Below are 13,177 nucleotides of genomic sequence, written 5' to 3'. Positions count from 1 at the left end.
AGCTAACTCGTACTAATTGGCTGATTGTCTTGACCATATAACCTGAGCTGCTTTTAGGTTGAAGAGTAAGTGATAAGGCAATACTTTAATTAAAGGCATTAATGCCTAAGCGTTTGTGTTAACCTCTAACCCCTTTACCAAGCTGATTGGCGAATAGGCCAATCGGTAAACCAGTTTTCCTGGCGACCATAGCGGTTTGGAACCACCTGAATCCATCTCGAACTCAGAAGTGAAACAGACCTGCGCCAATGATAGTGTGGGGCTTCCCCATGTGAAAGTAGGTCATCGCCAGGGTTTTATTTTAGAAGCGGCCTTTGTGCCGCTTTTTTTATTGGTGGAGGTTGAGCCAAGACACTAATACGATGATGTTCAAAATTGGTTGGGCTAAGACTCAACTAACATTTAGCCAACGCTCAGCATAGGCGCTTGTGAAGTCAGAGACTCCTCTAAATGCAGCTGATGAATGAGCGAATCAACTTCGGCTTTTGCTTTTTTAAGGGAGATTTCCAGCTCATGGTAGTTTAAACACAACATTTGTTGTAACCGCTGTTCAGCGTGAGAGAAACTTTTTATTTCTCCCTGGCTGGCTTCTTCCAAAGTTTTTCCCTGATAGGCATTATTTATCATTGGTGCAGAATAAGCTTGGAGTCGCTTCGCAATGTTAATCGCTTTAAAAGATTCCATGCGTAAATTTAACGCGCCTAAAATAGGCTTTTCTTCAAATTGAATGAGTGTTTGATACACATTTGCTAATAGAAAATAGCCGGGTGATAAATAGAGTCTGGCGGCAACTTGAGTAAAACAAAGGATTTTTTTTACAATTTCTTCGTCGAATTGATTTTGCAAAAAGTCTAAACCTGTTCTACACAGGGTATTTATAGCAAAATAGCATCCGAACTGGGAAGAAGCTGTTAAGTATAATTCTGCTTGTGGATATAATTCTGCAGATAAATTTCCATCCTTGTCTAATAAATTTTTATAAGAAACATAAAGAAAATAGCCTTTAATTTGTTCGAAACAGGAAGGGATAGTGACCATAGGCATGAATTCATGTACTGGTCTTTCATTGATTGCTGCGTTTTCCCGTGGATTAAGCCCGCACAGTCGCCAAACATCATCCCAATATTCAGCGAATTGTGGTAGATGACATATTTCATCAATTTGTGGATTTAGAATAGCAAGCTTGATTAGACTGCTTGTATCAGTGCTTCTGATTAACCCGTTTAAGAAGGTCCTTGCATGAGTTTTATAGTAATGTATGATCCTGAATTGTAATTCTTTTTCTTTTTCATTTAATTCCAAAAAATCATTTAATTTAGGCATATTCTTCCTGAGATCCAAATGTGTCTTAAAAATCAACACCTCATACAATTAAGTCGGATTGTAAAATTCGTTCGGGGTTTTTAGAAGAGTGTGACGAGGTTTTTTTCTCTGGCTTGACAGACGAAATATAGGGGATAGCATCGTTTGTTTCTCTTTGCGGACCCAGCCAAGAGAGTAGAGGAGATCGTTGTGGATGTGTAAGTGGTGATGGCGCAATTTTCTTAACCAGATGCCCAAGACCATTCATCTCTATTATATTCTCCAGTCCATGTTTAACAAGCAATTCGTAAATAGTGGTGCGGCTAGCACCACTAGGTGCATTCTCTTTTCTCGCTTTTAGAAGATCAGTAACAAAGCTTTGAATTACTCTGTGCGGAATGCTTTTCTCTTCTTCAAGAAATTTAATAATAAGATGCTGACTATCCATGTTTGCATTAATGCTACTCGGTTTAATGCCTTGCAAAAAAGTATAACGTTTAATTTGTGCTCTTGATGGCGGCATAGAGCCCGGACCAACGTCTCCACCTATGTGCTCTGACTGTAACCATTTCCATGTGGCTTCCATGTATTCTTTCTCACGGACTGCCATAGCTGCTGCTCCAAAAAATATCACTTGCTTATCTTTAGAGGTTACATTTAAAACCATGCCCTCCTCATCTGACGCCAGCGTTAAATCCGTTTCAATTTCCTCGCAAATGCCGCGCATGGTGCTGTCATCTTGACCTACAGAATAAACAAACTGGTCACAATCAATTTGAAAAGTTTGGGGCAGATCTTGTTCATGTTCTCCAGTTTTTAAGAAGGTTAATAGTAATTTGTTATCTTTCGTTTCATGTATGCTTTGTAGGTCACCATATAAGCGCTCACTACGCTTTTCTGCATTCAGCAAAGCACTTATTGCAAGTTTTCCAGTGCCTGCCTTTTCAAAATTTCTTGCTATCCAGGTGATCTGATTTTTTTGATTTTCTTTAGTAAAGGGTTGATCTTGGGTTCGAATATCGTTTCCAAAGAAACCTTTACGATAACAAGCTGCGGCAGTACCCCCTCCTCCATAAATGACAATCTTTCTGCCTGTGCTTTTCTCTTCGTTGTCAGTGAGAATAAAATCATTGCCGTCGACTATAGGAGTAAATTGCCTTTGCTCATCGAATTGGTTTAAGCGGACAAATTGATCTTTAGCAAGAATGGAATCTGAAATGATATCTCTTGCAGGGCCAAGACCTGTACAAATATTGATTTCGTTAGTATAAATTTGTTTTATTTCACTTCCTATTTTAACAACCAAGCGATATGAGGATCCTGGCGCTTTCCAATCCATTTCATGATTAGATTTTTTTTCGATTTTCAAAACAGTTGCTTTCAATAAAGGCGCCTCTGTCGAGGCAAGATTTACCTGGTTTGCCTGATAAACATGACGTCCATTAGCGTGAGGATTTTCTTTATAATATTGGCTTGATAGATAAGTTGCCGGGTTTTCTGCACCTACTCTTTCAAGGATACTGTGTCGTTGTGCCAAAGTGTAGTCATGAAGCCAACTCCCTGAGTTTTCACCAATCATCAATACCTGAGGGAGGGTTTTATGAGCTAATTGCAGTAGCGATTTTTTATGATGTGTTTTGAATTTATCAAGCCACAAAGTGGTACCCGTGTCACCCGCTCCAAAAATGATGTAAGGAATCTCAATAAAGTTTTTATTCATTATTGCAGCTTGGATAAGGGTATTTATTTTTTCTTCCGTTTCATAGGCTTTTATAAGTCTGTCATAACTTTTCGTTACCTTGGATAAATCATCCTCGGTTGGAATGGGTAAAGCAGGGGCTGATTGACGCAATTGCTTAAGCCGGGTATCGAAAGTGGTAATTAGGCTTTCATTCATACTAATGGTGAAATCGTTTACGGCATTATACAGCCTAAGTGCTTTTTGAAGTATTTCAATACGTTTCTTGCGCGTAGAAGAGCCATCAAAGATTCCTTTCTGTTTTATTTGCGTAAGTAGAAAGTCAAATTTTCTTTCTAAGTCACGTGAAGTGCGAATTTTGCACAATAACAGACATGAGCAAATATAGTTGAGTTCAAATTGGTGGACATCTTTTATGAATCTAGGCATAACACTGCTACGTTTTTATATCACAGGGTTATCTACCATACCAAATTAACCTTAATTGAAAATTAAATTTACAAATTGTGTTTTTTATAATTTTTAAGATTAAAAATGACGCACTAATGTCTTTCCATCCACCAGTCATATTTTGACCAGAATTCGGGATGGTTAGTCGATCGAGAGGGTTATCGATTGTAGCGATGATTCAAGAGTTTCCTGGAAGTGAGCATTATTTATTTTGTTGATTGAGCAAATAGGTATCTTTAAGTTTGGCATAATGGCTAGCAGAATATTCCAGATGGGCGAGTTCTTGGTCTGTCAGTTGGCGAACAGCGCGAGCTGGATTACCTAGATACAAGTAGCTGCTGTGTAAATGTTTTCCTGGAGGCACTAAGCTACCGGCTGCAACCATGACATGATTTTCAATATAAACGCCATCCAGAATTAAAGTGCCCATCCCAATTAAGCAATAATCGTCTATGCAGCATCCGTGTAAAACAACTTGGTGCCCAATGGTTACTCCTTTGCCAATAATCAGTGGCTGCCCACCTTGCGTGTAAGGGCCTTCATGAGTCACATGTAGGACAGACGCATCTTGGATGTTGGAAAGATTTCCGATTGTAATCGAGTTAACATCTCCTCGGATGACAGCCATGGGCCATATGGATACATCGTCCCCTAAAGTAACATCCCCTATAACGGCCGACTGGGGGTCGATATATACTCTTTTACCCAACACAGGATATTTTGTATTAAAAGGACGAGTCGTGTTCATGTTATACCATAGTTACTAGTTCTTCTGCGCTAGTCGGATGGATGGCAACAGTGTTGTCAAAATCGCGTTTACAGGCTCCCATTTTAACAGCAACACCAAATCCTTGCAGCATTTCGTCTGCACCATACCCAATAATATGAATTCCAATTATTTTTTCTTGCTCACCGAGGGTAACTAATTTCATTACTGTGGGGGTCTTTCCTTCGCTTAATGCATCATACATCGGGTTAAAACGCGTTTGATAGATTTTAATTTTTTCTTGCCCATATTTAGCATTTGCTTCTTCTTCACTTAGACCAACACTTCCAATAGGAGGATGGGTAAATATTACTGAACAAATATTTTCATAATCTAAATAAGCTTCCTTTTGCTTTCCGAAAAGCCGATCAGCGAGTTTTCTTCCCGCTGCAATAGCGACAGGAGTTAACGCGGGAGCATCGGTAACATCTCCGATGGCGTAAATTCCGGGGATGGAAGTGTTTTGGTAACGATCGACAGTGATAAGTCCGCGTTTGTCCCTTTCCATTTTAAGTGATTCGAGATTAAGACCAAAGGTATGTGGTGAACGTCCCACTGCAACAATGACTGTATCTAAATCAGGAATGACAGAACCGCTACTGCAATGGATTGCTTTTCGACCATCTTTTTGCAAGCTGATTTTATTGGCGTGGTGATCGGTGTGAACGTGCAGTTTTTGTTGCTGCATGATTTCCAATAAAGTATCACCAAGAATGGAATCGAAGCGACTTAAAGGCCTCTGGCCTCGGATCAATAAATGAGTTTCTGCCCCCAATCCATGCAATACGCCAGCTAATTCAACGCCAATGTAGCCACTACCAATCACTGCAACTTTTTTGGGCATTTCCGCTAAGGAGAAAAAGCCATCAGAATCAATAGCATATTCTACACCGGGCAAATCGTTAGGAATGACAGGCTCACCTCCAGTGGCGATGATAATATGCTTTCCTTGATAATGGGTTCCACACACATCAATGGTATTGGCATTAACAAAAACACCTTTGCCATGCAGGTATGTCATTTGATACTGGGTAAAGCGCTTGGCATAATTTTCACGCAATTTTTCGATGTAAGCATTACGCCGGCTCACTAGGGTTTGCCAATCCAATTTGGGATGAACAGAACTGAAGCCAAAATCAGTCGCCTTTCTTAAAGTCTCAGCAACCATTGAAGCATTGAACATAATTTTTTTAGGCACACAGCCTAAGTTGACACAAGTTCCTCCTAAATATTTTTGTTCAACGACGGCTACTTTAGCGCCATATTTTGCTGCTCGGATAGCGCTTGCTATTCCACCACTTCCGCCGCCTATGACAATGAGATCATATTTCATAATTGTTTGTTCCTTACTCATCAATTTATTCCGATGAAAATAGTTACATCATAGCAATAAATTCTCCCTGAAAGGGACATAAAGCGTTCCATTCACTATACTAAATAAAAATAATAAAAAAATGAGTGCAATGCGTGCAAAATTTTTATCCATTATTTTATTAAACACTCTGATCCTAGGTTGTGGTTCGTCAGATCGCTCTAAAATTTATCAAGGGTATGTCGAAGGGGAAAATCTCTATTTAGCCTCTTCTAACTCTGGAATTTTAAAAAAACTGTTAGTCAATCGTGGTGATCAAGTGCGCCAGGGACAATTACTTTTTATACTTGATGAAAATCCTCAAGCATTAGTGATTAAACAAAACGAAGCCGACTTATTGCAGGCAGAAAAAATTCTAAAAGATTTAGAAAATCCAAAACGTACACCAGAAATTGAAGCAATAAAGGCTCAAATTGCGCAAACGGAGGCTGAATTAAAACTGGCTGAAGTTAGGGTAAAACGAATGACTACGTTATTAGCAAGAAATGCGATTGACAAAGATACGGTAGATGCAGCAATTGCTAAATATAACGAACAAAAACATTTAAAAGAGCAGTATGAATACAACTTACAGTTAGCGCGTTTAGGCAGCCGTGTGGAACAAATCAAAGCGCAAGAAGCACAAATTATTTCTGTCACAGCGAAGCTCAATGAAGCCAAATGGCAGTTAGCGCAAAAAAGTGTTTCAGCGCCAGAAGATGGTTTTATTTTTGATACTTATTTTCGCGTGGGTGAATTTGTTCCAGACAAACAAGCGGTGCTCTCGTTATTGCCTCCTAAGAACATACGCATTGAATTTTTTATTCCTGTGGAAAAAATGTCTGCCGTTCATCGAGGGCAAAAAATTAGTTTTAATTGTGAGGGGTGTAATAATCCCAATCAAGCGACGATTACTTATATCTCTCCGGAAGCTCAGTATATCCCTCCGCTTGTCTATACTCGTGAAAATAATGATAAACTGGTTTTTCGTGTAAAAGCGGTTATTGAGCATCCTTATCAATTTAAACCAGGTCAACCTGTTTCGGTGATTTTGCCATGAGTGAAGAGGTTATTGATGTTAGGGGTTTAACGAAATCTTTTGATAACAATGTCGTGGTTAATCACATTGATTTGCACATTAAAAAAGGAGAGGTGTTTGGATTTTTAGGACCTAATGGAAGTGGCAAAACCACCACAATTCGTATGTTATGCGGCCTTTTAACACCAGATGATGGACAGGGAACTTGTTTGGGTTATGACATCATCAAAGAATCGAAAAAAATTAAGCAGCATGTGGGTTATATGACCCAACGATTTAGTCTTTATAATGATTTGACCATTCAAGAAAATTTAACATTAATGTCCCGTATTTACGGCATTGACAAGCGAAGGGTTCGGGTCAATAGCGCTTTAGAAGAGCTGGGGTTAATAGCAAGAAAGCGGCAGCTCACTGGCGAATTATCCGGTGGATGGAAGCAGCGAGTTGCTTTAGCAGCCTGTTTATTGCATGAGCCCCAATTGTTATTACTTGATGAGCCCACTGCGGGGGTTGATCCCATTGCTCGGCGTGAATTTTGGGATAAGATTCATGAGTTAAGTGAGCAAGGCGTAACAATCCTTGTGTCCACTCATTATATGGATGAGGCAGAGCGCTGTACACGGTTGGCTTACCTTGCGCGAGGCAAGTTATTAATCACAGGGACGGTCAAAGAGGTGATTGCCTCCACCAAACTTAAAACATGGGAAATTTCCGGTGATGTGACCACGGCATTGTTAGGTCAAACAAAAGAAATTGAAGAAATTACTCAGGCCGCTCTTTTTGGTAATCGAATTCATATTTGCGGTTTTGATAGCGCAAAAATAGAATCCGGTCTAACGCATTTGGCCAAACACCATCCAATGATGAGTTGGCAGCAAATAGACACGACTTTAGAGGATGCCTTTATTAGTTTAGTAAGGGAATCACAAGGGGGACTCGGTTGAAATTTTGGTCAGCTACGCGAATGTATGCCATTATGGCAAAAGAGTTTGTGCAAGTGCGTCGTGATAAAGGGACATTTGCGATGATTATTGGCATTCCCTTGATGCAATTGATGTTGTTTGGTTATGCAATCAACACTAATCCTCGTCATTTACCCACAGCGATTGTTAATCCCGACTACAGCAATTTTGGCCGCAGAATTCTTGTGGGGATGGAAAACTCAACTTATTTTCGTTTTGTTAGTCCTTCCTCGAGCGAAAGGGAAGCCCATGAATTATTACAAAAAGGCAAAGTGCAATTCGTTGTCAATTTTCCCCCTAATTTTTCGCGTGACTTAGTTAAAGGATCGAAACCTACTTTGCTGTTGGAAGCTGATGCGAGCGACCCGGCTGCTACCAGCAATGCGATTGCCGTTTTTAATGATTTGGCCTATAACGTTTTAACAGAGGAACTGATTGGTCCGTTAAAGAATTTATCGGTTGATTCTCCCGCCTATCAACCGCTTGTCCATAGTGTTTATAACCCATTGGCAATCACTGCATATAACATTGTGCCAGGTTTACTTGGAGTTGTCTTAACGATGACCATGGTATTCATTACCGCGCTTGCTATCACTAAAGAATATGAGCGAGGAACAATGGAAAATTTGCTTGCTACACCGGTTAGGCCTTTAGAGGTGATGGTGGGTAAGATTTTACCCTACATCATTGTAGGTTATATCCAAGTATTACTTATTTTAATAATTGCTACGCTTTTATTTAGTGTACCTATTCAAGGCAGTGTCCTCCTTTTATTGGTTCTTTGTTTGCCATTTATTGCAGCCAATTTGGCGGTGGGATTAACTTTTTCAACGATTGCTACCAATCAGTTGCAAGCCGTGCAAGCGTCGATCTTTTTCTTTCTGCCTTCAATGCTTTTGTCTGGCTTCATGTTCCCTTTTCGTGGCATGCCCGATTGGGCACAATGGATAGGAAATCTTCTCCCTTTAACCCATTTTTTAGTTATTGTGCGGGGTATTTTATTAAAGGGAAGTGGATTTTTAGAGGTTTGGCCTGAGTTAATTCGCATTACCGTCTTTATGGTCGTAGTGATGGCGATTGGCGTTAAACGATATCGTCAAACGCTTGATTAGAGGCGGTCTTGCGGACAAGCCGCTTATGTGGAGAGAGGTTAAGCTAAGAAGTCGCAAACCTTGGATTCCACGCGTTCGTCAATCAGCACGCTAACGTGATTAGCCTCCGGTAATAAAGCGAGAGAAGCATGCGGATACTGTGCACAAAAAATGATTGATTCGTAAGGACTTATCGAATCGTCCTTTTCCCCATGAATGCAAAGGACAGGGGTTTTTGATTGCTTGATAAAATGACGAAAATCCAGATGCTTTAAATCAGTAGTAGCATGTTGGCGAAAAAGCTCGCGTAAGAAGATAAAACCCTTGCCACTGAGTTTAAGACGCCTTGCCAATTGACTAACAGGAGTGCGCATGCGAGTCGGTGATGACATTAAAACCATGCGTTCAGGTTCTTGGTCAAGTTTCCACTCAGGAAATTGGCAAGCCAGATTTAATGTATTGAGCAGCATTGACCCTCCAAATGAATGCCCAATGACTGCATAAAAGGGACCTAATTTATTAATGGTCTGTTGTAAAATCATCACTGCATCAGTCCAAGTCAATTGTACGCCTTTTGCTTCGCCATGGGCTGGAAAATCGATGGCATAAACATGATAACCTTGCCGATGCAGAGCACGAATTAAACGGGCCATATAGGCTGCTCTTGATATCCATCCATGAGCAATGAGTACTTTTTTGGCTTGGGGATTGTCAACTTGTTCAAAGCAATGAATGACATGATGGCGAGGTGTGTCAATGCTTATTGAATGGCTGCGGGTTGCCACAAAAAACTCACAGGCTTTTCGGGCAAAATGGCGGTATTCTTTTTCGATTGGCAAATGGAGTGGGGTAATAAATAGTTGGTAACACAACTGCGCATGAATTAAGTCCCAAAATTCCGTCAGTATTTTTGTACGCATAGTTATTCTCCTTCCTGGAGTTTATAAATTGATCATAGTTCAAAAAAAACAGATTGGAATTATTTTTTGCAAGTACTCGAAGTCGTCGAAAAAAAGGGGGTAGGTGAAAGCTTAAAGTGTTCTAATGGAATATAAATTTGGCTTTTTTGTCCTGTTCTGCTTTCAAACAAGCAAATTTCCTCGATTGCAATTTTTGGAATTTGGGGTATTTGAATCGTTTCCACACGACTAAGATTTTGATCGCGGTGGTTTACACGGGCGAGCGTTAAATGGCCGCGAAATTGCTTTCGTTCAAGGGGATAGTTTAGTGCAGCAATTCCCAAACCAATTCGGCGTGAAAGTTCCGCTAAGACATCATGGGGTTCTACATCCAGCGCAATAACTCGCGGGTGTCTAAGAGACGGAAATAGCTGCAGATTAGCGAGCTCTAATTGAAAAGCAGTTGCAGGTTGTAATTCGCTTCGTACTTTTTCAATTAATTGAACGAGATGAGCATATTGCATTTCACGCAGAAATTGTAAGGTAATATGTAAGTTTTCTATGGCGCTCCAACGGATTGATTTCATGGGAAGCTCTTGCTTAAGCGAAGATACAATTTTCCTTAAAGCGTTTCGGTGTGATTCAGGTAGACTAATCGCGAAAAAGGCACGAATCGGTTTCATAGCGCAAAATAGCATGTGAAGTCTCTTAGATACAGTTTAGTTTAATCTTAAATGGTTATTGATGAATTAATTTGTTTTTGAATTAAAAATTTAAGCAAATTAACTCAGTTATGACTCGCATTTTTTTAATGCGTCTGGCAAAATTTGGTTTTACTTCATTCAATAACAGACTCTATTGCTGAACAAGGATTTTTCATGCACACATCGACTTATCTCTATCATCATGGTGAACAAGAATTACATGGATTTCTCGCTTATGATGACACCACTGATAAACAGCGGCCCGCGGTTTTAGTCGTCCACGATTGGTCAGGTCGTAATGACTTTGCTTGTGAAAAAGCGGAAATGCTAGCCAAAATGGGGTATCTTGGATTTGCAGTGGATATGTATGGAAATGGGCGTATAGGTGCGTCTACACCTGAAAAATCGGCTCTCATGGAACCTTTAGTGAATGATAGGCGCTTATTAAGAGATCGCATTCGGGCAGCGTTTGATGCTTTAGTGGCCATGTCAGAAGTGGATATTAATCGAATAGCCGTTATTGGATTCTGCTTTGGTGGTTTATGTGCCCTTGACTTAGCCCGGAGCGGCGCAGAAGTAAAAGGGGTTGTTAGTTTTCATGGGCTTCTCAACAAACCTAAAAATCTTGCGAATGAAACCATTTTTGCCAAAATTTTAGCCTTGCATGGCTATGATGACCCGATGGTTCAGCCAGAACAGGTCAATGAATTTTGTCTCGAAATGACCATGGCTAAAGTTGATTGGCAGGTTCACGTGTATGGCCATACTCAACACGCTTTTACTAATCCTCATGCTCATGATAGTCAGCTGGGATTGATTTATAATGCCAAAGCAGAGCGCCGCGCTTGGCAAGCAATGACCAATTTTCTCCAGGAAATATTTGTCTAATAGCTTCTCTGCAGCGTGCCGTTAGTAGGGTACTTCACCGTCTTTTTTTATAATAGTTATTGCAAAATGGTTAAAGAAAATAGGGATATCCTGCAACGAATTTTGCAGCTCATGTTTGCAATAACGCTCCTTTTCATCCCCGCCGTAAAAAACGCTTTTGCTGAAACGTTAAGTACAGAGGAAATACGAGCCCTTCTTAAAGAAACACGTGCTTTGCGAAAAGAAGTTGCGCAATTAAAAAAAGAACTTGCAGAGCATAAACGCGAGCACGCAGATAAGCCTATAGTAAGATCAACACAGCAACTTCCATCTAATCCACAGAAAAAACAGGTTCAAGCTCAGAAAGTATTCTTACAAAAACCCATCATTGCGCCTGCCGCAAGAGAGACGGTAAATGCTAACCAAAACACCCGTGCCCAAACGTCTAAGGATAGGGCCGTTAATAAAAACAACTCTCTCAGTGTCAAGGATTATGTACGGAGGTTAGGGGGGTATTTCCCTGTTATTAATCCTTATTTAGGCCAACCTTCTGCTTATGATGGGTCGGATTTAATAACCAATTTTTCTCAGCAAAACACCGATCTTTTGGCTTTGCAATATCGCCAAGAATTGGAGAATGCGTTCGCTAAACGGAACATGTCTAACTATTATCTGGTTTTAAGTGGAACATTATCTGCGCAAGCGGATTGGCTAACGCCTTATTTGGGACGTTCAAACAGTGATATCGATTTAACGGTTGCCAACATTACCGGTCTTGCGGGAATTGGTAAATGGGTAACCGGGTTTTTCAGCTTTGACTATGACAATATTGCTTTAGAAGATTTGACTCCACCGCGATTTGGTCCGCGCGTGGGTAATTCGCGCGTTTATGTCGATCAAGGCTTTATTACCGTTGGAAATTTGAATCAATTTGATTGGTATGCTTCGATCGGCCAAATGTATTTGCCTTTTGGTCAATACAATAGCTACATGATTAACAGCCCTTTAACCGCGTCTCTGTTCACCACTTCCGAACGCCCTGTTCTGTTTGGGTACAGTCATAGCACGGATACTATGGAATTTGATGCGACCGTGTATGGCTACCGTGGCGATACGGTGACTTCCTCTCATTCAAGTGCAATTAATGAATGGGGAGCGAGTTTTGATTATCTTATCAACAAAGACGATTGGAGTGCCGGAATCGGGCTGGGATATATAGCAAATATCGCCGATGCGGAAGGCATTCTATTAAATGGGCAGCTTTCGCAAGGTTGCACTCTCTTTGCTGGTTTCGCTTTCCCTTGTCAAACAAGAAATGTACTCATTCATAAAGTGCCGGGATTCGATATTTATGGTAATTTGACCATCGGTCGCTACAGTCTTGTGGCTGAATACCTCACGGCTACACGTCGGTTCTCACCCATCGACATGACTTTTGATGGTCGCGGTGCAAAACCTAAGGCTTTCGATCTCGAAGGAGCTTATGCTTTCAGGTTATTTGACAAGCCGAGCAGTATTTCGCTTGGTTATGGTTTCACAAAACAGGCTTTAGCCATGTTATTGCCTACACGTGAATACACCATCACATTCACGACTTCTCTTTGGCGAAATACGACACAAAGCTTGGGTTTTCAACACGATGTCAATTACAATGTGTTTAGTACAGCAACGGGACAATTGTTACCTGTTTATTTACCTATTGACCGGTTGAATTTGGGACGGAAGAGTAATACTGTTTTATTTGCTGTCAATGCTTATTTCTAACACTTAAGGAATCCCCATGAGAAAATATGGAATTTGCTTGTTGGTCTTGTTACTTAGCTTCAATTTCACCGCCTGTACTTCTAAAAAAGAGACCGTAGTTTCTGCATCGGCAACGGGTACCGAGACTATCTCAAGTGATGAGAGCTCAACGGCTGAAAAAATCCGAAGACCACTTATGCTGAATGCGAATAAGAAGTTTGTAAAGCATCGTGAAGTCAATAGACGCTTAATTCGGCGGGTACATCGACTCCATCGTAATAGAGCTCTGGTTTAGAGGTTTTAG

The 13,177-nt window shown here is 40.6% G+C and carries 12 protein-coding genes and 1 rRNA gene; 7 read left to right on the top strand and 6 right to left on the bottom strand.

From position 1 onward, the window contains the following. The first annotated feature begins 178 nt into the window (after positions 1 to 178). A 5S ribosomal RNA gene (gene rrf, locus B5D33_RS11370) occupies positions 179 to 294 on the top strand. 108 nt (positions 295 to 402) lie between these two features. On the opposite strand, the gene B5D33_RS11365 is transcribed toward rrf, so the two are convergent. The 4 genes from B5D33_RS11365 to gorA form a co-directional block, all read right to left on the bottom strand. Then, a complete protein-coding gene (locus B5D33_RS11365) occupies positions 403 to 1,323 on the bottom strand; it encodes a DUF5630 domain-containing protein (protein WP_058452138.1) in 921 nt (306 codons plus the stop codon). A gap of 40 nt (positions 1,324 to 1,363) precedes the next feature. After that, the gene (locus B5D33_RS11360) at positions 1,364 to 3,430 is read right to left on the bottom strand and encodes a hypothetical protein (RefSeq protein ID WP_058452139.1); all 2,067 of its coding nucleotides are present in this window, start codon (positions 3,428 to 3,430) and stop codon (positions 1,364 to 1,366) included. Positions 3,431 to 3,653: 223 nt separating this feature from the next. Beyond that, on the bottom strand, positions 3,654 to 4,199 hold the full coding sequence (locus B5D33_RS11355; protein ID WP_058452140.1) for a gamma carbonic anhydrase family protein: 546 nt from the start codon (positions 4,197 to 4,199) through the stop codon (positions 3,654 to 3,656). A gap of 1 nt (position 4,200) precedes the next feature. Beyond that, entirely contained in the window at positions 4,201 to 5,550 is a 1,350-nt protein-coding gene (gene gorA / locus B5D33_RS11350) for a glutathione-disulfide reductase (RefSeq protein WP_058452141.1), read from the bottom strand. A 130-nt stretch (positions 5,551 to 5,680) separates the two neighbouring features. Here gorA and B5D33_RS11345 point away from each other — a divergent pair, with 130 nt between their 5' ends. The 3 genes from B5D33_RS11345 to B5D33_RS11335 are packed head-to-tail and all read left to right on the top strand — an operon-like array spanning position 5,681 to position 8,681. Beyond that, the gene (locus tag B5D33_RS11345) at positions 5,681 to 6,628 is read left to right on the top strand and encodes an HlyD family secretion protein (RefSeq protein WP_058452142.1); all 948 of its coding nucleotides are present in this window, start codon (positions 5,681 to 5,683) and stop codon (positions 6,626 to 6,628) included. Then, positions 6,625 to 7,551 carry an ABC transporter ATP-binding protein gene (locus B5D33_RS11340; protein ID WP_058452143.1) on the top strand — a complete coding sequence of 309 codons (927 nt, stop codon included), beginning with the start codon at positions 6,625 to 6,627 and terminating at the stop codon, positions 7,549 to 7,551. The genes B5D33_RS11345 and B5D33_RS11340 overlap by 4 nt, the downstream gene beginning before the upstream one ends. Continuing rightward, positions 7,548 to 8,681, top strand: coding sequence for an ABC transporter permease (locus tag B5D33_RS11335; protein ID WP_234802502.1), 1,134 nt, complete (start codon positions 7,548 to 7,550; stop codon positions 8,679 to 8,681). The genes B5D33_RS11340 and B5D33_RS11335 overlap by 4 nt, the downstream gene beginning before the upstream one ends. A 38-nt stretch (positions 8,682 to 8,719) precedes the next feature. Here B5D33_RS11335 and B5D33_RS11330 read toward each other — a convergent pair whose 3' ends face one another. Further along, positions 8,720 to 9,580 (bottom strand): alpha/beta hydrolase, encoded by an 861-nt coding sequence (locus tag B5D33_RS11330; protein ID WP_058452144.1) that lies wholly within the window; start codon positions 9,578 to 9,580, stop codon positions 8,720 to 8,722. 59 nt (positions 9,581 to 9,639) lie between these two features. After that, on the bottom strand, positions 9,640 to 10,242 hold the full coding sequence (thpR, locus tag B5D33_RS11325) for an RNA 2',3'-cyclic phosphodiesterase (RefSeq protein ID WP_065239998.1): 603 nt from the start codon (positions 10,240 to 10,242) through the stop codon (positions 9,640 to 9,642). A 195-nt stretch (positions 10,243 to 10,437) separates the two neighbouring features. Here thpR and B5D33_RS11320 point away from each other — a divergent pair, with 195 nt between their 5' ends. From B5D33_RS11320 to B5D33_RS16360, 3 genes are all read left to right on the top strand, one after another. Next, the gene (locus B5D33_RS11320; protein ID WP_058452146.1) at positions 10,438 to 11,151 is read left to right on the top strand and encodes a dienelactone hydrolase family protein; all 714 of its coding nucleotides are present in this window, start codon (positions 10,438 to 10,440) and stop codon (positions 11,149 to 11,151) included. Between the two features lie 66 nt (positions 11,152 to 11,217). Then, positions 11,218 to 12,894, top strand: coding sequence for an LbtU family siderophore porin (locus B5D33_RS11315; protein ID WP_058452147.1), 1,677 nt, complete (start codon positions 11,218 to 11,220; stop codon positions 12,892 to 12,894). 16 nt (positions 12,895 to 12,910) lie between these two features. Further along, positions 12,911 to 13,168, top strand: a complete 258-nt coding sequence (locus tag B5D33_RS16360) for a hypothetical protein (protein WP_133140995.1) — start codon at positions 12,911 to 12,913, stop codon at positions 13,166 to 13,168. Positions 13,169 to 13,177: the final 9 nt, after the last annotated feature.

This window comes from Legionella maceachernii, from assembly GCF_900167045.1.
Lineage (GTDB): Bacteria > Pseudomonadota > Gammaproteobacteria > Legionellales > Legionellaceae > Tatlockia > Tatlockia maceachernii.
This window is presented reverse-complemented; position numbering and strand designations above follow the sequence as displayed.

Coding starts and splice junctions, on each gene's coding strand:
- B5D33_RS11315 (WP_058452147.1), top strand. CDS start 11,218: ATGGTTAAAGAAAATAGGGATATCCTGCAACGAATTTTGCAGCTCATG.
- B5D33_RS11330 (WP_058452144.1), bottom strand. CDS start 9,580: ATGCGTACAAAAATACTGACGGAATTTTGGGACTTAATTCATGCGCAG.
- B5D33_RS11320 (WP_058452146.1), top strand. CDS start 10,438: ATGCACACATCGACTTATCTCTATCATCATGGTGAACAAGAATTACAT.
- B5D33_RS16360 (WP_133140995.1), top strand. CDS start 12,911: ATGAGAAAATATGGAATTTGCTTGTTGGTCTTGTTACTTAGCTTCAAT.
- B5D33_RS11365 (WP_058452138.1), bottom strand. CDS start 1,323: ATGCCTAAATTAAATGATTTTTTGGAATTAAATGAAAAAGAAAAAGAA.
- gorA (WP_058452141.1), bottom strand. CDS start 5,550: ATGAAATATGATCTCATTGTCATAGGCGGCGGAAGTGGTGGAATAGCA.
- B5D33_RS11355 (WP_058452140.1), bottom strand. CDS start 4,199: ATGAACACGACTCGTCCTTTTAATACAAAATATCCTGTGTTGGGTAAA.
- B5D33_RS11360 (WP_058452139.1), bottom strand. CDS start 3,430: ATGCCTAGATTCATAAAAGATGTCCACCAATTTGAACTCAACTATATT.
- B5D33_RS11340 (WP_058452143.1), top strand. CDS start 6,625: ATGAGTGAAGAGGTTATTGATGTTAGGGGTTTAACGAAATCTTTTGAT.
- B5D33_RS11345 (WP_058452142.1), top strand. CDS start 5,681: ATGCGTGCAAAATTTTTATCCATTATTTTATTAAACACTCTGATCCTA.
- thpR (WP_065239998.1), bottom strand. CDS start 10,242: ATGAAACCGATTCGTGCCTTTTTCGCGATTAGTCTACCTGAATCACAC.